Origin of the sequence: Pacificibacter marinus (assembly GCF_018860665.1) — a bacterium.
In the GTDB taxonomy this organism is placed as follows: Bacteria; Pseudomonadota; Alphaproteobacteria; order Rhodobacterales; family Rhodobacteraceae; genus Celeribacter; species Celeribacter marinus_A.
In genome coordinates this window covers 54075-77230 of sequence record NZ_JAHKPK010000039.1, presented here as the reverse complement: position 1 = coordinate 77230, position 23156 = coordinate 54075, and the positions used below count along the sequence as shown (strand labels likewise).

General features: G+C 52.6%; 17 protein-coding genes. 10 read left to right on the top strand and 7 right to left on the bottom strand.

Translation table 11 applies throughout. The annotated features are described in order from the left end of the window. Positions 1-573: 573 nt before the first annotated feature. The 4 genes from KO497_RS11925 to KO497_RS11910 all read right to left on the bottom strand — a co-directional run bounded on the left by KO497_RS11925 (position 574) and on the right by KO497_RS11910 (position 4110). Positions 574-846, bottom strand: coding sequence for a hypothetical protein (locus KO497_RS11925; RefSeq protein ID WP_215944195.1), 273 nt, complete (start codon positions 844-846; stop codon positions 574-576). A gap of 202 nt (positions 847-1048) precedes the next feature. After that, positions 1049-2134 (bottom strand): quaternary amine ABC transporter ATP-binding protein, encoded by a 1086-nt coding sequence (locus KO497_RS11920; protein WP_215944194.1) that lies wholly within the window; start codon positions 2132-2134, stop codon positions 1049-1051. Then, complete coding sequence (locus tag KO497_RS11915; RefSeq protein ID WP_215944193.1) at positions 2127-3014, bottom strand: ABC transporter permease; 888 nt, start codon at positions 3012-3014, stop codon at positions 2127-2129. The genes KO497_RS11920 and KO497_RS11915 overlap by 8 nt, the downstream gene beginning before the upstream one ends. A gap of 88 nt (positions 3015-3102) precedes the next feature. After that, positions 3103-4110 (bottom strand): glycine betaine ABC transporter substrate-binding protein, encoded by a 1008-nt coding sequence (locus KO497_RS11910; protein WP_215944192.1) that lies wholly within the window; start codon positions 4108-4110, stop codon positions 3103-3105. 374 nt (positions 4111-4484) lie between these two features. On the opposite strand from KO497_RS11910, the gene KO497_RS11905 reads away from it, so the two are divergent. After that, positions 4485-6269: an ABC transporter transmembrane domain-containing protein gene (locus tag KO497_RS11905; RefSeq protein ID WP_215944191.1), complete on the top strand. Its 1785-nt coding sequence runs from the start codon at positions 4485-4487 to the stop codon at positions 6267-6269. Positions 6270-6357: 88 nt separating this feature from the next. Next, positions 6358-6786, top strand: a complete 429-nt coding sequence (gene lysM / locus KO497_RS11900; protein WP_215944190.1) for a peptidoglycan-binding protein LysM — start codon at positions 6358-6360, stop codon at positions 6784-6786. A gap of 88 nt (positions 6787-6874) precedes the next feature. Here lysM and KO497_RS11895 read toward each other — a convergent pair whose 3' ends face one another. Further along, positions 6875-7993: a beta-ketoacyl-ACP synthase III gene (locus tag KO497_RS11895; RefSeq protein WP_215944189.1), complete on the bottom strand. Its 1119-nt coding sequence runs from the start codon at positions 7991-7993 to the stop codon at positions 6875-6877. 225 nt (positions 7994-8218) lie between these two features. On the opposite strand from KO497_RS11895, the gene KO497_RS11890 reads away from it, so the two are divergent. The 5 genes from KO497_RS11890 to KO497_RS11870 all read left to right on the top strand — a co-directional run bounded on the left by KO497_RS11890 (position 8219) and on the right by KO497_RS11870 (position 17550). Then, on the top strand, positions 8219-10123 hold the full coding sequence (locus tag KO497_RS11890) for an acyl-CoA synthetase (RefSeq protein WP_215944188.1): 1905 nt from the start codon (positions 8219-8221) through the stop codon (positions 10121-10123). 222 nt (positions 10124-10345) lie between these two features. After that, complete coding sequence (locus KO497_RS11885) at positions 10346-10558, top strand: hypothetical protein (RefSeq protein ID WP_215944187.1); 213 nt, start codon at positions 10346-10348, stop codon at positions 10556-10558. A gap of 353 nt (positions 10559-10911) precedes the next feature. After that, a complete protein-coding gene (locus KO497_RS11880) occupies positions 10912-14244 on the top strand; it encodes a DUF2126 domain-containing protein (protein ID WP_215944186.1) in 3333 nt (1110 codons plus the stop codon). Between the two features lie 9 nt (positions 14245-14253). Further along, entirely contained in the window at positions 14254-16668 is a 2415-nt protein-coding gene (locus KO497_RS11875; RefSeq protein WP_215944185.1) for a circularly permuted type 2 ATP-grasp protein, read from the top strand. 3 nt (positions 16669-16671) lie between these two features. Further along, positions 16672-17550 (top strand): transglutaminase family protein, encoded by an 879-nt coding sequence (locus KO497_RS11870; protein WP_215944184.1) that lies wholly within the window; start codon positions 16672-16674, stop codon positions 17548-17550. Positions 17551-17626: 76 nt separating this feature from the next. On the opposite strand, the gene KO497_RS11865 is transcribed toward KO497_RS11870, so the two are convergent. Continuing rightward, complete coding sequence (locus KO497_RS11865) at positions 17627-18409, bottom strand: transglutaminase-like domain-containing protein (RefSeq protein ID WP_215944183.1); 783 nt, start codon at positions 18407-18409, stop codon at positions 17627-17629. A 253-nt stretch (positions 18410-18662) separates the two neighbouring features. Here KO497_RS11865 and KO497_RS11860 point away from each other — a divergent pair, with 253 nt between their 5' ends. From KO497_RS11860 to KO497_RS11850, 3 genes are all read left to right on the top strand, one after another. After that, the gene (locus tag KO497_RS11860) at positions 18663-19679 is read left to right on the top strand and encodes a TRAP transporter substrate-binding protein (RefSeq protein ID WP_215944182.1); all 1017 of its coding nucleotides are present in this window, start codon (positions 18663-18665) and stop codon (positions 19677-19679) included. 77 nt (positions 19680-19756) lie between these two features. Continuing rightward, the gene (gene denD, locus KO497_RS11855; protein WP_215944181.1) at positions 19757-20722 is read left to right on the top strand and encodes a D-erythronate dehydrogenase; all 966 of its coding nucleotides are present in this window, start codon (positions 19757-19759) and stop codon (positions 20720-20722) included. A 9-nt stretch (positions 20723-20731) separates the two neighbouring features. Further along, entirely contained in the window at positions 20732-21487 is a 756-nt protein-coding gene (locus KO497_RS11850; protein ID WP_215944180.1) for a FadR/GntR family transcriptional regulator, read from the top strand. Between the two features lie 167 nt (positions 21488-21654). Here KO497_RS11850 and KO497_RS11845 read toward each other — a convergent pair whose 3' ends face one another. Continuing rightward, entirely contained in the window at positions 21655-23154 is a 1500-nt protein-coding gene (locus tag KO497_RS11845) for a tripartite tricarboxylate transporter permease (protein ID WP_215944179.1), read from the bottom strand. Positions 23155-23156 lie beyond the last annotated feature (2 nt).

Sequence of the window (23156 nt, the reverse complement as noted above, 5' to 3'; positions counted from 1 at the left end):
CCCACATATCTCTTCAGTAATTATCAATGTCAAAGAGCGCTAAATCAACCTAAGCCAACCTAGACAGCGACAAAAACCAGACCAGTGCGCCAAATCTCTCCAGCGCGCCCGCCTAACTTAAACCTCTGATTTTACTTCCAAACCTCACTTCGCAACATCTCAGCCGCTCCGTTCCGTCCGCCCCGCAGTCAATTTCTCGCTGCCGGTAGAGGGGGTTCTAAGGCGAGTGCAGCACCTTCGCAAGAGCTTTTTGCATAGTTTGTCGCAAAAGGTTTAATATTTACCGTAAGCCATTGTTTTATATTTATATATTTTGCAAACTTTCTCATCAAGCACCCCAGACCACGCCTAGACTACAGGCTATCCTTGAAAGGCTGAGTAAGGAATGTAGGTTATCCACATAGCTCAGCGCAACAAATGAAAAAGGCACCTCAACCTTACCTAAAAAAAACGACTCGCGCGTCATTCAAATAGCATCAAATATCGCTGCACAGGGTGATTCCATCACTTCCCGCGCCTAGCCGCATTGAGCAGACGGTTAAAATAGGACGTCGAACCTATAGATCGAGCGCGTTAATCAGTAATTTGACTGTTAACAGCGGTTGGAAAGGCTTCGATCTCTTCTTCGGGTTCCTCACCCAGTGTCACGCTATTGCCATACGCCCGGACGCAATGCTCATGCGTGGCCTCGGCCGTACAAGGCGCGCCCTCTGTCGACGCCGCATCTGTGATTTGTGGGGCAAGATTATCAGCCGTCACGGGGACGGCCCAAGTGATAGAAACAACGGCCACCACGACAGCCTTATGCAGTGTAGGAATATTATTGAGAGAAACATTGAGCGTCATAGGTGCCTCGTTTGCAGTGAATAACTGCAAGTAAGTTAGCCTGTCTCATCAGATTCACCTAAAAGATAGTCCTTGGCTTTTGTTTCAAAGCTGCTGGCTTTCTTTAATGAGGCATTCACCGTTCTGCCCCATGACCATGAGCAGACAAAAGAAAACGGGCGAGGTTTCCCCCGCCCGCTTTGCCTTACATATATATGTCGGCTTACGCGTAGCGCACGTCGTCATCGCCGTCGGATTCAGGCGCTTTGAGTGCATCGATCAATCCATCAAGAGTCACGGCCCCCAGAGGTTTGCCGTTTTTATCCACCACTGGGCAGCAACCATCAGGAGCGGCGTGCAGTTTTGGCAAGGCTTGTTCCAGCGACAGCGTGCCTTTGATGGTCACCCCTGCCCCCGTCGCCCCCTTTTTGACGATAGAGCGCACACGTACGACTTTGGCGCGATTGATGTCGCGGATGAAGTCGGTGATGTAATCATCGGCTGGGTTCATCACGATATCTTGCGGATCGCCAGATTGGATGATTTCGCCATCGCGCAAGATTGCGATGTTATCCCCGATGTTCAAAGCCTCGTCCAAATCATGTGTGATAAAGATGATGGTCTTGTGCAGCTCTTCTTGCAGCTCCAATAGAATAGACTGCATATCGGTGCGGATAAGTGGATCAAGTGCCGAGAAAGCTTCGTCCATCAACAGGATTTCGGCATCTGTCGCCAAAGCACGCGCCAATCCGACGCGTTGCTGTTGACCACCCGAAAGCTGTGATGGGTATTGATCTTCAAACCCAGCCAAGCCCACACGTTCCAACCATTTGACAGCGCGTTCGTCAGCTTCCTTGTCCGACACGCCCTGAATTTCCAAACCGTACTTGGCATTGTCCAACACCGTACGGTGCGGCAAGAGGCCGAATTTTTGGAACACCATGGACATCTTGAACCGACGCAGATCGCGCAATTGTTTATCGTCCATCGCCAGAACGTCTTCGCCATCGACCCAGATTTCGCCCGCGGTAGGCTCGATCAAACGGTTCAGGTGACGGATCAAGGTGGATTTACCAGACCCAGACAGACCCATGATCACCTGAATTTTGCGCGCAGGGATATCAAGGTTGATATTATTGAGGCCCAGCGCATGGCCTGTTTGGTCCATCAACTCAGGCTTCCCCATGCCGCTCCGAACGGCATCCATTTGCGCCTCAGGGTCGTCACCAAAAATCTTGTACAGGTTTTTGATGCTCACTTTTGGCTCATCTACGCTGTCGTCTTGAGGTAGAATATCGTGCTTACCCATGTCCGTTCTCCCTATAGGCCTGCAAACGTTTGCCGTAGGTTTGGCTGACGCGGTCGAAGATGATCGCAAGAACAACAATCGCAAGACCGTTCATCAGGCCCAGCGCGAGGTATTGGTTAGAAATAGCACGCAACACTGGCACGCCCAATCCGTTGACCCCGATCATTGAGGCCACAACGACCATAGACAAAGCCATCATGATGGTTTGGTTCACACCAGCAAAGATGTTGGGCAATGCCAGTGGAATTTGAACCCCAAAGAGTTTTTCTTTGGTTGATGCACCGAAGGCGTCAGCCGCTTCCATAACATCGCGGTCCACCAGTCGGATACCCAAATTGGTAAGACGGACAATCGGCGGCAAGGCATAGATGCACACAGCCAAAAGGCCCGGCACTTTGCCAATGCCCAACAGCATCACCACGGGGATCAAGTACACAAACGACGGGATGGTTTGCATAACGTCCAAAACCGGTGTGATGAAGGTTTGCGCCCTGTTAAAGCGCGCCATCAAAATGCCCAATGGGATGCCGATCGATATACACAAGATCGTGGCAACAGAGATGATCGCCAGCGTGGCCATCGTGTCTTCCCACATGTCCAAATAGCCAATGGCCAAGAAAGACAAGATAGATCCTAAGGTGATCTTCCAAGACCGAGCCCCAAGCCATGTCAGCAAGGCCACGCATAAAATGACCAATGGCCAAGGCGCGTCGGTCAGCAGTTTTTCAAACCACACCATAAACTTGAGCAGAGGATTGAAGAATGCTTCTAGGTCTTCACCATATGCACGTGAGAACGTGCGAAAGCCCTCGTCAATCCCTTGTTTGAAATCAGCCAACTCACGTCGACCCAGCGACGGAAATTCAGTAAAAAAGCTCATAAGCTTCCCCCTGTGTGTGCAAAAAATAATAAAAGGGGTCCGCGAATTGGGCAATACCCTATCGCGAACCCCGTGCAATCAAACAGCCTTAGAGGGCGGATTTGATCTTTTCTGCAACATCAGCGGAAACCCAAGGCATCCAAATATCAGAGTGAGCTTCCAAGAATTCAAAAGCTGCATCTTCACCAGTCGCTTGGTTTTCGTTCATGTAAACCAACATGGCGTTCATCACTTCACCAGGCCAAATGCGTGTGGAGAGATAATCCAGAGCTTCGCCGCCCTTTTCTTTGAAATCGTTTGTTACAACGGTTTCAACTTCGGATGGAATCCAGCTTGTTTTCTGAGGATCGGCACAATCATCAGGTGCGAGACCGATACAGCCTTCCCAGTTGTCAATTCCGGCCCATTCCGCTTCGAATGGTACAGGGAACAATTCATATTTTCCGATGATCGCAGTTGGCGACCAATAGTAACCGAACCAGTTTTCATCACGCTCAACCGCTTTAGCGATAGAACCGTCAAGACCAGCAGCGGAGCCAGGGTTCACATTGACCCAGCCTTTTGCTTCCATATCGAATGCACGGAACATATTGTCGTTAGACAACTGACAGCTCCAACCCGATGGACAGCCCATGAACGCGCCTTTTGTTTCGTCTTCCACGTATGGGAAAAGCTCAGGGTGTTCGATGATTTTCTCAACTGTGTTCAGCTCAGGATGCTCTTCGATGAAGTGCTTAGGCACCCACCAGCCTTCGCCAAGGCCTGTGATAGGGCCTGCCAAAGCTGTGTGCACACGGCCTTCTTCTTTGGCTGCGGCCAAAACAACTTTGAGACCATTCACCCAAAGTTCAGGTGCAATATCAGGACGGCCCTTTTCGCTCATAGACGTAAAAGTTGTCTGGGTCGCACCGGGGACCAATTCAACGTCGCAGTCGTAACCTTCTTCAAGGATGAATGCGTCAACGCTGGCCATCAACTCGGCGGAGGCCCAGTTCATTTCAGCGATTGAAATAGACCCACAATCAGATGCCATAGCAGCACCCGCAGATGCGATCAGACCAAAGACACTTGTGGTGACAAGTTTGTTAAAATTCATGGTGGGAAGCTCCCGCTTTTAATTCGTGTGTTTGCCAGTCAGACATGCTCCGAGCCTATCGGGTCTCTGTCTCTTCGACTGGTCACCACCCCGAGCTGGGCGATTTCTCCGCAGCGACGTCCTTGCACTCAAAATTGAGTGTTCTTAAGTCAGAGCCAATGCGGCGGAGCGTACGCACAAAGCAACATATTAAGCCTTAGAATGCAACCCGTTAGAAAATTTGTCACATTAAGCCAGTCCTGACCTCCAAAGCGGTTCGATAAAATTAGCACCCAAGGGCGCGTCACACTGCCCCAAGGAACGATGCTCTCAAAGGTTGCCCTTGGCTTCTTGCATGAGTATCTGTGTGGCTCATGTGATATGAAGGACCTCAAATGGCTGACCGCACGCTTCAAGACGCAGCAGAACGCGAAAAATCGAAAAAGATCGGCGCCTTGTCGCAGCTTTGGCCATTTTTGAAACCTTATCGCATGATGATGCTCATGGCGCTCATAGCCTTGGTGGTCACAGCATGCATTTCGTTGATCTTGCCCCTTGCTGTGCGCCGCGTTGTGGATGGCTTTCAAAGCTCAAGCGCGGTTCTATTGGACGGGTATTTTTCCGCCGCTTTGGCCATCGCCTTGCTTTTGGCTATTGGTACGGGCCTGCGCTACTATTTGGTGACCAAACTTGGCGAACGTGTGGTGGCAGACATCCGCAAAGCCGTGTTTGACCGGATGATCCGCATGTCGCCCGCCTTTTTCGAAAAAATTATGACCGGCGAAGTTCTGTCGCGCATCACCACCGACACAACGCTTTTGCTCTCCGTCATCAGTTCTTCCATCTCAGTCGCCCTGCGCAACACGATGATCCTGTTCGGCGGTTTGATCTTGATGCTGTTTACGTCCGGCAAGCTCACGGGCCTTGTTCTTTTGCTCGTGCCCATCGTGATCGTGCCTATCGTTGTTTTAGGTCGCCGCTTGCGCAAATTGTCCCGCGAAAACCAAGAATGGATCGCCTCAAGTTCTGGCACCGCCTCAGAGGCTTTGCTGTCAGCACAAACCATTCAAGCCTTCACCGCCGAAGCCGCACAATCCGAACGTTTTTCAGACGTGACCGAAAAAAGCTATGCCTCTGCCCACACCCGCATTCAGACCCGCGCCGTGATGACTGTGATCGTGATCACGTTGATTTTCTTTGGTGTTGTTGGCGTGTTGTGGATCGGTGCGCGCGATGTGCGCACGGGCGGCATGTCTATAGGCGAGCTGGTCCAATTCGTGATTTATGCCATTATGGTGGCAGGTGCCGCTGGCGCTTTGTCAGAAATCTGGGGCGAACTGCAACGCGCTGCAGGCGCGACGGAACGCTTGATTGACCTTTTAGGCGCGACAGATCCAGTCAATGACCCGGATGCACCTGTGCAATTGGCCTCACCTGTTAAAGGCGAGATTACCTTTGACAACGTGCAATTTTCTTATCCGTCGCGCCCCAACACATCGGCTTTGGATGGCGTGTCATTCAAAGTGAAAGCTGGCGAAACCATCGCATTGGTTGGTCCCTCCGGAGCGGGGAAATCCACCATCATCCAATTGCTGCAACGTTTTTACGATCCGCAATCAGGACGTATCTCAATCGATGGCTCTCCCATTGATACGCTGGCGCGCGCAGAGTTCCGGTCTCACATCGCGCTGGTGCCGCAAGACCCTGTGATTTTCGCGGCTTCTGCTGCTGATAACATTCGTTTCGGACGCCCCGACGCCACCGATGATCAGGTCATCGAGGCCGCAAAAGCGGCAGCTGCCCATGACTTTTTGGCCAAGCTGCCAGAAGGCTATGACAGCTATGTTGGCGAGCGTGGCATCATGTTGTCTGGTGGACAAAAGCAACGTGTCGCCATTGCCCGTGCCATCTTGCGTGACGCGCCTATTTTATTGCTGGACGAAGCCACCTCTGCGTTGGATTCTGAAAGCGAGAAACTTGTGCAAGAAGCCGTTGAAGACATGGCCAAGACCCGCACGACCTTGATCGTGGCGCACCGTCTGGCGACCGTCAAAAAGGCAGATCGCATTTTTGTTTTTGAAGACGGAAAAATCGTCGCCACAGGCACGCATGATGCGCTCGTTGCCGAAGGTGGCCTCTATGCGCGTTTGGCGCGTCTTCAATTCACCCAAGGGGAATAGAGGGACGCAACTCCCCTTATTTTTGCCAAGTAAAAGCGCTTTGGTAAACGTCAACACAACATAAAACTCTAAAAGGTAGAAACATATTATGGGTATCTGGAACTTCGTCAAAGGCGCAGGGAAATCCGTTTTCGGTAAAAAAGACGCCGAACCAAACACTGACGATCTTTTGGCTGAAATCGCAGCACTTGGCTTAGAGGCTGAAGCGCTGGAACTGTCCGTCGAAGGCGACAAAGTCAAAGTGGCGGGCACAGCCAGCCAAGAGATGAAAGAAAAAGTCATCTTGGCCGTGGGCAACGTTGAAGGCATCGCCTCTGTCGAAGACGACATTGCAGGCGCAGATCCTGTGTTTCATGAAGTGAAAAAGGGCGAAACGCTTTGGGGCATTTCCAAAGACACGCTAGGCAATGGCAACCGCTACATGGAAATTTTTGACGCCAACAAGCCTATGCTGTCACACCCTGACAAAATCTATCCAGGTCAAAACCTGCGTATTCCGCAAGATCTTGAAGCGTAATCGCCACTTTATATAGATTTCGAAAGGCGTCCTTTGGGGCGCCTTTTTTGTGGTGTCGATGTTGTTTTCTAGAAAGGGACCAGCCCGATCAAAGCTGCTCAAGCAAGACCGACCCAACCGAATATCCCGCCCCAAAGGAACAGATCAATCCTTTGTCACCTTGTTTCAATCCATCTGAGTGTTTTGAAAACGCGATAATCGAGCCTGCAGATGACGTATTGGCGTAGTCTTGCAAAACATTTGGCTGCTCAAAGGGCTCAGGCACGCGGCCCAATACTTTTTTCCCGATGTAATCGTTCATCGTTTTATTCGCTTGATGCAACCAAAGCCTTTTTAAATCAGTCACTTGAACACCAGTGACTTTCAAGTGATCAGCGATATGCGCGCTGACCAAAGGCAAAACCTCTTTGAACACTTTACGGCCGTTCTGCATAAACAACATGTCGCGATGATCCCCAAGCTGATCATGTGCGCGGCGCAAAAAGCCGTTGTTGTTGCGAATGTTGTTCGAAAATTGCGACGCACACCGCGTGGACAAAATGCGAAACTTTGGCGATTTGGCAACATCTGCGGCCTCAAGCACAACAGCCGTCGCCACATCGCCGAAAATAAAGTGGCAATCACGATCACGCCATTCCAAATGCCCAGACGTGATTTCAGGCGACACAATCAACGCGCGCTTGGCAGACCCGCTGCGGATCATATCTGCGGCGGCCTGAATACCAAAGGTCGCAGACGAACAAGCGACATTCATATCAAAGGCAAAACCGCCTGCACCCAAAAGTGCCTGAATTTCAACGGCCACAGCAGGATAGGCCCGTTCGTGATTAGAGGCAGCACAGATCACCAGATCGATATCCGAGCCTGAAATCCCCGCGTGTTTCAACGCGGTTTCGGCGGCATCCAACGCAATCTCAGCCATCATAGACGGCGCGTCATCTGCGCGCGGATCAAACCGCGGCCCCATACGTTTTGGGTCTAATATACCGGCCTTATCCATGACATAACGGCGCTCGATCCCAGAAGATTTAAAAATAAAATCAACAGAAGAGTCCGCTTTTGCCTCGATCACTCCCGCCGCGATGTCATCTGCATGTTCGGCGTTAAACAGCGCCACATAAGCGTTGAAGCTGTCCACCAGTTCTTGATTGCTAATACTCTGCGTAGGCGTGAAAACACCCGTTCCGCTGACCACCACATCGCCCATAGACCCCCCAATAACCAACCCTATTTACATTTCAACCTAAGACTGCGGACCTTGTTGGTCTAGCTGCCGATACCGACTTGACGCAGCGTTCTTTCTGCGCAATCCGGTGTAACGCAGCGTAGAACGACCTGTGCGCGGGCTTGTGCGATCACATCTTTGTCCCCATCATAAGATTAGGGAGACATGGACCGTGCACACGATCCATCTACGGGAGGACCAAAACACATGGCATCAGATTTTACATCTCTGGCGGCACGCAATGTCATCGACAGCGAGATGGCCTTTGAAGACCGCGACATCGGCGCCACCATCTATGAGCGCCTGACCCGCACAAAAGACGCCTTTGGCGCGCGGCCTGCCTTTTCGTATCAAATTACGTCCGGTCCGACCGACAAGGCAGAAACGCTGACATGGAATGACATCCACGCACAAGTCACCCAAGCCGCCAATATGTTTCGTGCTTTGGGTGTTGGTGAAACCGATGTGATCGCCTATGTGCTACCCAATACAAATGACACAGCCGTGACCTTTTTGGGCGGCATGGTGGCCGGCATCGTCAATCCGATCAATCCGCTTTTGGACGCCACGCAAATCGCATCGATTTTGCGTGAAACTGGCGCTAAAGTGGTTGTTACGCTGCGCCCCTTCCCCAAAACGGATATTGCACAAAAGGTAGCCGAAGCAGTCAAAGACGCGCCCACGGTAACAACGGTGCTTGAAATTGATCTGCTGCAATATCTCACGCCCCCCAAAAGTTGGATCGTGCCGCTCATACGTCCTAAGAACCCGCGTGCAGCACAGCATCAAGCCAAGGTATTGAATTTCAAACGTGAGCTCGCCAAACATCCGAGAACCCTAACCTTTACAGACACACCAGAAGATCGCGTTGCCGCTTATTTCCATACAGGCGGCACGACGGGCATGCCCAAGGTCGCACAGCACAAAACCTCTGGGATGCTATACAATGGCTGGATTGGTTCACGATTGTTGTTTCGCGAGACAGATAATATCATGTGCCCCTTGCCGATGTTTCACGTCTTTGCCTGCCATGTGATTATCATGGCGATGATCACATCTGGCGCACATGGCGTGTTTCCGACGCCTGCGGGGTACCGTGGCGAGGGCGTGTTTGATAATTTCTGGAAATTGATCGAGCGTTGGCAAATCAGCTTTGTCATCACCGTGCCCACTGCGATATCGGCCCTGATGCAACGGCCGATTGATGCTGATATCTCCAGTATCAAAACCGCATTCTCTGGCTCATCACCACTGCCCATCGAATTGTTCAAGCGCTTCGAGACGGCGACAAACGTCGAGATCATCGAAGGGTATGGCCTTACAGAAGCCACCTGTCTTGTGGCTTGCAATCCCGTTGGAGGCATCAAAAAAATTGGCTCAGTAGGCATTCCATTTCCGCATACAAACGTCAAAATCCTGATCCATACGGCTGAAGGCCCTGTCGAATGCCCGACCGATACTGTGGGCGAAATTTGTATCGACAGCCCCGGCGTTTTTGCAGGTTCAACCTATACCGAAGCTGATAAAAACCATGATCTGTTCCACCATGACCGCTATCTGCGCACCGGCGATCTGGGGCGGATTGATGAAGATGGCTATCTGTGGATCACAGGACGCGCCAAAGACCTGATCATCCGCGGCGGGCATAATATTGACCCCGCTGAAATAGAAGAAGCCTTGGCGGGTCATGAAGCGGTCGCCTTTGTCGGCGCGATTGGTCAGCCCTGCGCCTACTCAGGCGAGCTGCCCTGTGCCTATGTTGAACTTATTGATGGGGCGACGGTGACCACAGATGAGCTCATGACCTTTGCCCGTGCGCATATCCACGAACGCGCTGCCTTCCCAAAGTACATCGAGATCCTTGATGAGCTGCCCAAAACAGCTGTGGGCAAGGTGTTCAAACCCGACCTGCGCAAACGCGCCATCACGCGTGTGTTCAATGAAGCCTTGGATAAAGCGGGGCTCGTCCAACGTGTCATCGGTGTGATCGATGATAAGAAATTGGGGTTGGTGGCGCAAATAGGGCCGCGCGACGACAAGTCTTTGGATGCACTTGCCACCTGTTTAGGAGAGTTCCCGACCCCTTGGGCATTCGAAAACACTCAGACCTAACCGATAGGTTTAATATGGGAACACCATAAGGCCTCGTTTTCATACGGGGCCTTATCTGCGTTACACCCAGACAAAGTAATTAAAATTTATCAATAATACTGTGATCTTAACCCGGCTTAAACCCGAAATGCGCCATGATTACGCCACATTTCAAAGCTCTTTTAAAGACCAGAAAACAGCGCGATGAGTTCTCATTGTGCGTACTTTGCAAGGACATCGACCATGATTATTGCTTTACTCTTTTTTGCTCTGGCCTCAGCATTTACAGCCGCGGCAACCGTCAGCTTGATGGGGTTTTCGTTCTGGATTGCACTTGTGACTTATCCTCTTGCAGGTACACTTGCCTTACTTTTAAGCGCGGCGCTCGTCGCATTTTATAGATCAAGGTCACTCCGCCCAGTTGTGTATGAACACAATGAGCAAGCTCATGCATAAGGTTTCTTTGAAATGATATCATCCCCGATTTGCGGGTCGGCAAAACTGGCGGGTCTGCAAAACAATTCAGCCATGTAGGCGAACGAAAACCGTTCCCCATCGTATATATCCGCCGCGCATGAACAAACATCCCACTGACTGAAGATGCTCAAGGCACATCTGAGCGAGACAAAACCGCTGCACGGCGAATAAAGAGACCTCGATCTGTAGCCCATACTGGCGTCCTATCGCGTGATCCCGTAACCCTAAAATATATGCCCAAATGAAAGCGCAAGGCTTGGACAATACTGGAAAGAATTGACTGTTGCTGCGATGCCGCATTTCATCCATGATGTGGTGAAGGAGCTTTTGCCATGTCAATCACAGCCAGCGTCTATCACCTCACCCATTATAAATACGACAGACCGGTTACATTGGGGCCCCAAACGATCCGTCTGCGTCCGGCAACTCATTCGCGCACGCGCGTGATTTCGCATAGCCTCAAAGTCTCGCCATCGGCGCATTTTGTGAACCACCAGCAAGATCCATATGGAAATTGGCTGGCCCGCTTTGTTTTCCCTGACCCCGTGCGCGAATTCAAGATTGAGGTCGATCTTGTCGCGGATATGTCCGTCTACAACCCGTTTGATTTTTTCGTGGAAGACAGTGCAAAAGAGTTTCCGTTTTCTTATGACGCCGACATCGCCCCTGATCTAAGCATCTATATGCGCCCCGATCCAGTTGGTCCTTTGTTAAGGACCTTTATGGCCAGCGTCGCGCGCGACCCTATGGTTACGATTGATTTTCTAGTGATGCTCAACATGCGTTTGGCAAATGAAATCAATTATGAAATTCGTATGGAACCGGGCGTGCAAACTGCCGAGGAAACGTTGGGCCGCGTCGCAGGTTCATGCCGTGATACCAGTTGGCTATTGGTGCAAGTGCTGCGCAACCTTGGCCTTGCCGCACGGTTTGTGTCTGGCTATCTGATTCAGCTCAAGCCCGACTTAATCGCCTTAGATGGGCCTGCAGGCACTGACAAAGACTTCACCGATCTGCATGCATGGGTAGAGGTCTATTTACCCGGCGCAGGCTGGGTTGGCCTTGATCCAACCTCAGGTCTTTTGGCAGGCGAAAGTCATATCCCCTTGGCCGCAACCCCGCATTATCGCCACGCAGCACCTATTTCTGGTCTCGCGAGCGCCGCAGAGGTTGAATTTGCGTTCGATATGCAGGTCACGCGCACGGCGGAACATCCACGGATCACTAAGCCGTTTTCAGACGATGCATGGAACACGCTGAACACCCTAGGCCAAGCAGTCGACAAACGGCTTGAAGCTGGCGACGTACGCTTGACGATGGGCGGCGAGCCGACGTTTGTGTCCATCGACGACTTTGAAAGTGCCGAGTGGAATTCAGACGCAGTTGGTCCAACAAAACGTGGACTGGCAGACCAATTGATGCGCCGTTTGCAAGGCAAGTTCTCCACCGGTGGATTGCTGCATTATGGGCAAGGCAAATGGTATCCGGGCGAAACGCTCCCACGGTGGACCTTTTCACTGTATTGGCGCAAGGACGGTCATCCTATCTGGCAAGATCCTGATTTACTGGCGACAGAAGACACTCATGAAGATGTTGGGCCTAGTGATGCGCAAGCGCTTTTGACGGCAATTGCGACCAACCTTGAAGTGCCGCGTGAAAACGTTTTACCAGCTTTTGAAGACCCTGCTGAGTGGATCATCAAAGAAGGCAATTTGCCTGCAAATGTCACGCCGGAGAATTCCAAACTTGACGATCCCGAAGAGCGCGCACGCATCGCGCGGGTGTTTGAACGCGGCCTGACAACCCCAGCAGGATACGTCTTGCCCGTACAACGTTGGCAGGCCCGCGCCTCAAGTCGATGGATGTCAGAGGTCTGGAATATGCGTCGCGGCCAAGTCTTCCTTGTGGCTGGCGATAGTCCTGTCGGCTATCGACTGCCCTTGGGGACGCTACCACATGTGCCGCAAAGCGACGTCTACTTTATCACCCCACAAGATCCGACAGAACCACGCGCCCCCTTACCCCGCGTCACGGATAAATCTGCTGAAGAAACGCCTGCAGAACCACAACAACCCGTGGCCCACCGCCAACAAAGCAGCGCAGGCCAAGAACAGGTTGAACAGACCATGGGTGATCTCAACGGACGCGTGCGCACCGCGATTTCGGTAGAACCGCGTGACGGACGTCTGTGCGTCTTTTTACCGCCCGTGGAAACGCTTGAAGATTATCTCGAATTGATCGCAGCCGTAGAGGCCAGTGCAAAATCCACGGGGCGCAAAGTGCTGATCGAAGGGTATGCACCCCCACATGATCCACGCGTCGAAGTGATGCGCATCGCCCCGGACCCAGGTGTAATCGAGGTAAACATCCACCCCGCCGCCAATTGGGATGCCTGCGTGCATACCACAGAAGCGGTCTATGAAGAAGCGCGGCAGTGCCGTTTGGGGGCCGATAAGTTCATGACCGATGGCCGTCACACAGGTACCGGCGGCGGCAATCACGTCGTTGTCGGTGGTGCGACACCAAACGACAGCCCATTTTTGCGCCGTCCTGATTTGTTAAAAAGCTTGATCCTATTTTGGCAACGTCATCCCAGCCTATCTTACCTTTTCGCAGGCACCTTCGTTGGACCAACCTCTCAGGCCCCGCGTATTGATGAAGCGCGCCATGATGTGCTCTATGAACTTGAAATTGCGCTAGACCAGATCTGGCCCCCTTCCGAAGGGAGCGTTGTACCTCCTTGGTTAACCGACCGCCTGTTGCGCAATGCGTTGATTGATGTCACCGGCAACACACATCGAACCGAAATTTGTATCGACAAACTGTTCTCACCAGATGGCCCTACAGGGCGTCTGGGCCTTGTAGAGTTTCGTGGGTTTGAGATGCCTCCAAACCCGAAGATGAGTCTTGCCCAACAATTGTTGTTGCGCGCTATTATCGCGCGCTGTTGGGAAAATCCGATCAGCGGCAACCTAACCCGATGGGGAACGACGTTGCATGACCGCTTCATGTTGCCTGCCTTTATCTGGGAAGACTTTCTGGAGGTTTTGGACGACTTGCGTGGTCACGATATGCACTTTGATCCAGCATGGTTCGAAGCTCAGGCAGAGTTCCGCTTCCCGTTCTGTGGCGAAGTCACATATGAAGGTATCACTTTGGAACTGCGCCAAGCGCTGGAACCATGGCATGTGATGGGTGAAACCGGTGCGATAGGCGGCACTGTCCGCTATACTGACAGCTCTTCAGAACGGCTTCAGGTCACTTTGAAAGGGGCCAACCCAGATCGTTACATCGTCACAGCAAATCAGCGCTGCGTCCCTCTGACGCCAACCGCCGAAAATGGTACACGGGTGGGCGGAGTCCGCTATAAAGCTTGGAAGCCAGCTATGTCCCTGCATCCGGTGCTTGAAGTGGATGCCCCTCTCACGTTTGATATTTTTGACACGTGGACCGGAAAGCCTCTTGGCGGCTGCCGCTATCACGTTGCGCACCCTGGTGGGCGCAATTTTGATACCTTCCCAGTGAATGGAAACGAGGCAGAGGCGAGACGGCTCAGCAGATTCGAAAAGATGGGACATACCGCTGGCTCAGTCCCCCCTACGCCAGAGCGTCCGCATCCCGAGTTCCCCATGACGCTGGACCTTCGGCGTCGGAGCGGCCATTAAAAGATGCAAATGCAACAGTCCTCTGCACATGATCCGGCGCACCGGAAACTGCTGGCATCTTACGGTGCGCAGGGCAGCAACCAATCCCCCCCAAACGACGAGATGTTAACCTCGGACGGCACAATAAAACCCGTCTGGAGGGCCTTCTTTAGCCATCTAAACAGTCTTACACCGCAAGAACTCAGCGCACGATTCTCGCGTGGCGATCAATATTTACGCGACGCCGGAGTGCTTTACCGCCAGTATGATGAAACACTGTCGACAGAACGGGAATGGCCGCTTAGCCATATCCCAGTCATCATCGGCGAAGACGAATGGCAAGTTATTTCAGATGGCTTGATCGAGCGGGCCGATCTGCTTGAATATATCCTAAGAGATTTTTACGGCGACAACACATTGGTAGCATCGGGACAATTGCCCGCCCAATTGCTAAGCCAAAATCCGGCTTGGTTGCGCCCAATAGTCGGCGCGACCAAACCTGACGCGCCTTTGTTGAACACGCTGGCATTTGAAATCGGACGCGGGCCGGATGGTAAATGGTGGGTCATCAGCGACTTGATCGAGGCCCCCTCGACTGTCGGATTTGCCGTTGAAAACCGCATCGCTATGGGGCGAGTCTTTCCAAACTTTTTCGCAGGTGCGAAAATTCACCGCCTCGCCGGTTATTTTCAAGACTTTCAACAACGCCTCATGGATATAAAGGGGCGAACCTCGGGTGAAGTTGCGTTGCTCTCGCCGGGCACGATGAACCAGAACTATGCCGAACATGCTTATATGGCGCGTTATCTGGGTCTGCTGTTGGTCGAGGGCGAAGACCTGATTGTTCAAGACGGCAAAGCCATGGTGCGAACCGTCGCGGGATTGAAACCGATCAGCCTATTATGGAACCGCTTGCCAAGTGCCATGTTCGACCCGCTGGAACTTGACTCGAACTCGATGCTGGGTGCGGCAGGATTGGTACAGGCGATCCGTGACGGGACGCTTAAGACCGTAAATATGATCGGCGCGGGCGTTCTTGAAACACGGGCGCTGATGGCGTTTTTACCTAAAATTGCGCGTGCGCATCTGGGGCACGGTCTGGCCATGCCCAACATCGCAACATGGTGGTGCGGACAAAAAAGCCAAAGGGACCATGTCATCGCCAACAGCGCGCGCATGATGGTCGGCGATGCCTTCTCGACCGTGCCGCTGATGGCAGATCCGCACACGACCACTGGTGACTCAGCTTCGGGTGCCGCCAAGGCACAACAACTGGCCGATCTGCTGAGAACCAATGGCCACGCCCTTGTCGGTCAAGAGGCTGTGACCCTCTCGACCACGCCAGTCTGGGAAGGCAATCAACTGGCCGCACGACCGATGTGTATCCGGATTTCGATGAGCCGCACCGAAAAGGGGTGGTCCGTCATGCCCGGCGGTTATGCACGGATCAGCGCTGGCCATGACGCCAAAGCGCTGGCCATGCAACGTGGCGGTCAGGTGGCAGATGTATGGGTCACCAGTCTCAACCCTGTCAACACGCCAAGCCTTTTGTCTACGCCCAAGGTTGCCGCCAAGCGCAGCGCGACCCATGCGCTTTTACCGAGTAGGGCAGCGGATAATCTGTTCTGGCTGGGGCGTTATGTTGAACGTGCAGAGCAGAATATGCGGATGTTCAGGGCTTATTTTTCGCGCATTTGTGACGGTGCCAAGCATAGCGATACCATGCCCACGTATATGCGTGATCAGCTGATGAACGGCGTCGCCCCTAATGCTGCGGCCATTGCCGCACGATTTAATGAACCGCTGACACTGGCGTTGCAATCAGCCTCTCGCATTAATGATCGATTTTCCCCTGATGGAATGATGGCGCTGCGTGGGTTGGTGAAAGATGCAAAAGCCTTGGAGGACATGTTTGTCCCGCTTGAGGACATCCCACTTCAGACCAGCATTCTTTTGCGCCAAGTCACTGGCTTTGCGGGGCTTGTACACGAAAATATGTATCGCTCAGACGGATGGCGTTTTCTCAGCATCGGCACTTCGCTCGAACGGGCAGCCAATATGTGCGATGTGCTGACAGCGTGTTTGTCAGCTGACCCAGCAAGCGGTGCGGTGGACCTGGCCCTCGAACTTGGCGACAGCGTCGTATCACATCGTACGCTATTCCAGATCGCGGCAAACAGTGCATCTGTCACTGATCTTCTCTCACTTGACCCACAAAACCCGCGTTCAGTCCGCTATCATATTACGCGCAGCAAAAATCACATCGCCAATCTGCCCACCCAAGCTGATGGCCACAATATGAGCCACGTCGCGCGTCAAGTCTTGTTGCTTGAAACGCAACTTGCAACGAGCCAGCCTGCGATGATGACACCTGAGGCCTTCGTACAGATCAAGCAAGACATTTGGGCTATTTCCGATACGCTTAACACATATCATTTGGCCTGATTTATGATGTATTCCATCCGCCTGACAATCGCACACTACTATGATCAAGCGGCGGCCAATAGCCGCCATCTGGTGCGCGTGCTCCCACGAACACTGGTGAACCGACAAACACTAATTAGGCCTTTGATTGAGATCTTTCCCGAACCTGAAACACGCTCAGAATCCATCGATTTTTTCAACAACACAACGACGTTCTGCGTGCATCGCGATCAACATACCGAAATGACGATCCGAATGTCTTGCGATGTCGACATTTCCCCGCCTCAACAATGGCAAGATCTATCACTTTCTGTCGCCGATCTACGGAATGCCTGCGAGACTTTACGCGATCTAGGACCTGAATCGCCGCTCCATTTTCTAGGGCCAACTCCCCGCCTACCACTCAATGGTGCCATCCGCGATTTTGCACATGATCTGTTTCACCCTTCAGACAGCACCGTCGCCAATGTGATCCGTATTGGCAAAGCGTTGCACGATGCCATGACCTTTGACGCAATGGCCACGACTGTTGATACGAATGCAGCCGATGCATTCCACCTGCGGCGAGGGGTCTGTCAGGATTTTAGCCACATCATGATCATTGCATTGCAGTCTCTTGGAATACCCGCAGGGTATGTCAGCGGCTATCTGCGCACCCTCCCCCCACCGGGCGGCGTCAAGCTTGAGGGAGCCGATGCCATGCACGCATGGGTACGCGCATGGGGTGGGCCCGATCAAGGCTGGATCGAATATGACCCGACCAATGCAACGCTTGTTGGCACCGATCATATCGTTGCAGGCTATGGTAGGGATTACTCAGACGTCCCTCCTGTGCGCGGGTATTTACGTTCTTCAGGCGGACAAAAAAACACCCAAGCAGTCGATGTGGCGACAATCAGTTGACGCACATAATTTGGTAAACCCAGCGGCAGTCAGACGGGCAGAGTCGCTTGGGTGGTCCTGTCAAAAGAGAGCCTCATCAAGGGGAGGCAGGATGCACTCGGACGCTTTGCTTTTCCAAATTCAAAAATCCATAGGATGTCAAAAGTGACGCATCTGCAGCATCACGTCCGACACATATGCGAATAGTTTCTTTTGGCTGTGACATGCCCGTTGGGTCAACAAGATGCCACGTGCCTGCAAGAAACACTTCCACGACAGCGTGAAAATCCTGTGGGGTCACATCTGGCGCATAAGCACTCACAAAACGTGCAGGAATGCCCACTGCGCGTACCAATGCGATCAGTACATGTGCGTAATCTCGACATACACCACGCAAAGAGGCGAAACTGTCAGTCGCCGTCGTACCACCATCGCTTGCATATATGTCATAGGTAAAATTTGCGGCAACCCAATCGCGCATCGTCTGCACCATTCTTCCGCCTGAGAGGCCGCCGAATTGGATATTTGTAAATTCCAAAAACAAGTCCGATTGGCAATTTCGCGATGGCATAAGGTATTGGATCACCGACGCAGGAAGTTGATAGCGTGGCGTCTCGTCGAGTGCGTCCAGATCTGTCGCCTGCCTCGTCACTTCTGCTTGCAATTCATAATGGCATTCAAGCCGGTCCGTAACGGAAATCCATCTGCGCATCCCGATGCCGTCCTCGCCCGCAATCTCTCGCAATTGCGTGCCAGACATCAAAGAAAGATTGTTGATATCGCAACGTTGTCCGTCATCTGTACTTGCCTCTATCTGAAGCAAAACATCGCAGGTCTGCTGCGTAGAATAGATCAAATCAGCTGACACGTTAAGCAACACGGCAAACTCCAGATTAACAAAGCGTGTAAGAGATAAAATTATTTGAGAGATAGATGCGAGCTATCGCAGCGCGCACGTGATATGTCTATAGCCTTCACCGAATGCACGAATTTTTTTCCTCATACGCGGGGCGCCCTCCTATGGGCCACGCTGTGCTAGAACTTGAATTGAAATTTTATTGTATAATTGTCTGGCAATCCGACAAAGCTTGATTATAGTACCCCTGTTGATGAAACATATTTTGGGGGACATAATGTCGAAATCACTCACCGCTCTTCTCGCTAGCTCGATGCTTTTAGCCGGAGGCGCATCCGCGCAGACCATCCTTCGCATTCAAACGCATCAGTCACCAGAATCCACCTCTGGCCAACTTGTGAAAGAATTCGTAGATCAGGTCGAAACCATGTCGGATGGATCGCTAGACATCGAAATGTATTACAGCTCGGCGGTTGTCGCCTCAGCTGAGACGTTCTCAGCCGCTATCAACGGCGTTCTTGACTGCGACATGACCAACCCAAGCTATCAAACGGGCGTCAATCCAGCCTATCAATTCGCAGCAGATACCATGGGCGGCTATGATACGCCGGTAGAGTTTCTGACTTGGATTTCCTTCGGCGGTGGCCGCGAAGCCATGAACGAATTGTATCACGCCAGCGGCATGGAATTTGTTGGAGCCTATCTGGGAGGACAGGAATCAATGAGCTCATCCAAACCGTTGAATGGGATCGAGGATCTGAAAGGTTGGAAATTCCGTTCGCCTCCGGGCATGGAGACAGAAATCTTCGCAGAGCTTGGCTCAGCCCCGGTGGTCATGGACTTTACCGAGATTTTCACCGCACTCGAAACGGGCATCATTGATGGGGCAGATGCGTCTACTTTGGCCAACAATGTGGGTTTAGGCATCTACGATGTCGTCAAGCACACCACCTACCCCGGTTTTCACTCCATGAGCTCGGACCACCTCGCGTGCAACAAATCCGTTTGGGATGGGCTTGACGCGGCGCAACAGACGATCATGACAACCGCGATGGATTCACTAGCGTTGAAACTGATGATGCGGACAACCCTCGAAAATGGCGAAGCATTGACACAGCTGCCAGAGCTCGGTGTGACCTTTTATGATTGGTCCGCAGAAGACCGTGCCGCGTTCCGCGAAGCCGCTGTCAGCCGTTGGGATATCTGGGGTGCAAAAACACCTGAGGCGCAAGTGATGGTCGATAGCCACAAGGCGTTCTTAGCGCGCATCGGCCTTGGCCCACAGGCAGACTAACCAATTTGGGGCCGTCACTGTGATCGGCGGCCCCTCTCTACTTCTCCTCACTTTACAATTCTAGGGAAACGACCCAAATGCACGTGACGATCATTGGCGGCGGCGGCTTTATTGGCCGCAAAACAGCACAAAACCTTGCACGCAAAGGCAGCCTGCGGGGGCAAACCATTCAATCGTTGACGCTTGCAGATATTGCCGCTCCTGATACGCTTGATGCGCCATTTGCCGTCAAAACAACGGCCTGCGACATCACTGACCGCGCATCCGTGGATCAACTGATCACCGCTGACACGGACGTGATTTTTCACTTTGCGGCTGTTGTCTCTTCGCATGCTGAGGAAGATTTTGAAGTCGGGATGAAAGTCAATCTGGACGGGACGCTCAACATACTTGAACGGTGCCGCATGCTCGGCACATGTCCCGTTGTTGTCTTTACATCATCACTTGCTGTTTTCGGTGGCGAGGTCCCTGACCCGATCACCGATCACACCATTCCCAATCCGCAAACCAGTTACGGCATGCAAAAGGCCATCGGCGAGCTGTTGCTGAATGACTATTCCCGTAAAGGCTATGTCGATGGGCGTGGGTTCCGTCTTCCGACGATTTCCGTGCGACCAGGCAAGCCCAATCGCGCGGCCTCTTCCTTTATGTCCTCCATCATCCGCGAGCCGTTGAATGGCGAACCTGCGATCTGTCCTGTTGATGAGGATCAAGAACATTTCTACCTGTCGCCACGACGCTGTGTCGAAAACCTGATCAAAGGGGCCGAACTGGACGCCGCAGATTTGGGTCAACAGCGCTGCATGACCTTGCCTGGTCAGCGCCTGTCGATACGGCAGATGATTGACGCGCTGACAGCCGTTGCTGGACCAAAACCGGCAAAGCTGATTAAATGGGAAGCACAGCCAGACATTGCCACTATCGTTCACGGCTGGCGCTTTGACTACCGGTTTGACAAGGCATTGGCGCTGGGGTTGAAAGCGGATACCAGTTTTGAGGACAATGTTCGTTACTATATGGAAGACGATCTTCCAAACACCTAAGGCGCATATATGCTGAACCCTATCATCCAAACCCCCCGCTATCGCCTTGTAGCAGACGAGATCGCCGCGCGTATTCGCGCTGGCGATCTTCCACTTGATAGCAAGATGCCCGCAGATAAGGATCTTGTTGAACAACTTGGCGTCAGCCGCACCACAGTGCGCGAGGCGATGATTGCGCTAGAATTGATGGGCTATGTTGTCACCCGATACGGGGCTGGGGCTTTTGTGACGCGCACCCTGCCCGATGCTCAGATCGAAACATCTGGCCTGCCTGGCTATTTTGAACTGGTCGAAGCACGCTTTGTAATCGAACCTGAAATTGCATCAATCGCCGCAGCGCTGATCACCCCAGCCGAGATTGCCCAACTTGAACGCTGCGTAGAAGGCATGTGCGCCGCGACCGCCAGCCTTGACCAAATTGAAGCTTTCGACAGCGAATTTCACCTGACCGTTGCGCGCTCGACTGGCAATACAGTCTTTGTGTCGGTCGTCAAAGACTTTTGGCGCGTGCGCCAGCGCTATCCAGAATGGACGCGATTGAACAACCGACAAAGCCCTGATGACATTGCACGATTTTCGCGCGACGAACATATGGCCATCGTGAACGCACTGGCCGCACATGACGCCAAAGCCGCGCGCGCTGCGATGGCCTTGCATTGTCGCAATTCCGGCCGACCTTTGCTTGAGCGCTGGCAGCTTCTTGAAGGCGAAGCAAGCACAGAGGATGTTTTCAAACGCCTAAGGCAACGCGCCAAAGAAGACTGAAACAATTTTGCGTTGCAGCAGCATCAAACGCTCCTCATTTCAACATCGCGATGCCCGCCATTCTTATGAGAGACATCCACATGTCCTGCGATGGCATACAACCCGAAACCAAAAATGAATCGGGCTGTATGTCTTTGGTTTTGGTCGCAACCTATCTGAAATCGTTCTCAGGACAGGCTTTGTCTGGCACTGCGACGGTGCAACAGCCACAGAACCAACGGGATCGTCCAGATCGCGATGGAAAACAGACCAAGCCCTGCGGCAATCGGGCGTTCAAAAAAGGCAAGAAAACTGCCGTCAGATTTGATCATTGATGTGACGAAATTCTGTTCCAACATCGGTCCTAAGACCAACCCCAAAATCGCAGGTGCGATGGGGATATCATTTTCTTCCATCAAGAACCCAATGACACCAAAGAACAACATCAAGCCGATCCCAAAGACAGAATTGTTGATGGCAAATGATCCAACCATGCAGAACATCAAAATCACAGGCATCAGCACCTTTTGCGGAATAGACAAAACGTGGCGCGCGCCCTTGATCGCGATCCAGCCCAACGGCAGCATGATCACATTGGCCAGCAAGAATACGATGAACACCGCATAGATCATTTCCGGCTGGGTGATGAAGACCATCGGCCCCGGATTGATGCCTTTGATATACAGGACACCGATCACGATGGCAGTGATGGAATCGCCGGGGATGCCAAAGACAAGCGCCGGAATCCACGCACCGCTCATGGCACCGTTGTTAGAGGCCCCCGCCTCGACCAAGCCTTCGACATGACCTTTGCCAAATTTCTCAGGGGTTTTTGAAAATTTCTTACTAATGGCGTATGAAATCCAAGCCGCGATATCAGCCCCAGCGCCGGGCAGCGCGCCAATGGCGGTGCCTAAAACACTGCCGCGCAACGCCTGCACAGGATAGGTCACAAGATTGGTTGCTTGCTGGCGAAAGATGCTTTTGCCCGAGGTCGAAGGCGGACGCACATCACTGGCGCGCTTGATAAAGGCGCGGATGACTTCGGATACAGCAAACAGGCCGATCATAGCGGGAATGAACTGCACCCCGCCCATCATCTCGACGGACCCAAAGGTGTAGCGCGGCACAGCTGCTGGGTTGTCCAAACCAACCGTGGCCGCAAACAACCCGATGAACAGCGCGATAAGCCCGCGTGCAGGGGACCCGGGCGAGATGAACACAGCACAGGACAGGCCCAGAACCACCAGCCAAAAATATTCAAACGATGAGAATTTCAACGCGATTTCAGCCAAGACAGGCGAGGCCGTGATCAGCACAAGGGTGCCAAAGATGCCGCCGATTGACGAAAACACCAATGAGGCGCCAAGAGCTGCTTCGGGGCGGCCTTGTTGGGTCATAGCATAGGCGTCTTGCACATAGGCAGCGCTGGCTGGCGTGCCGGGCATACGCAGCAAAGTTCCGGGTATATCGCCGGCAAAAATCGCCATAGCCGTGGCCGTTACGATAGTGGCAATGGCAGGCACAGGATCCATGAAAAAGGTCACCGGCACCAATAGCGCCGTGGCCATGGTTGCGGTCAGACCCGGAATGGCACCGACAAACATACCAAAGGCGGCAGCGCCAAAGATCACCAGCAGGACGTAGGGTTGGAACACAAGGTTCGCAGCTTCAATCACAATTGACATGA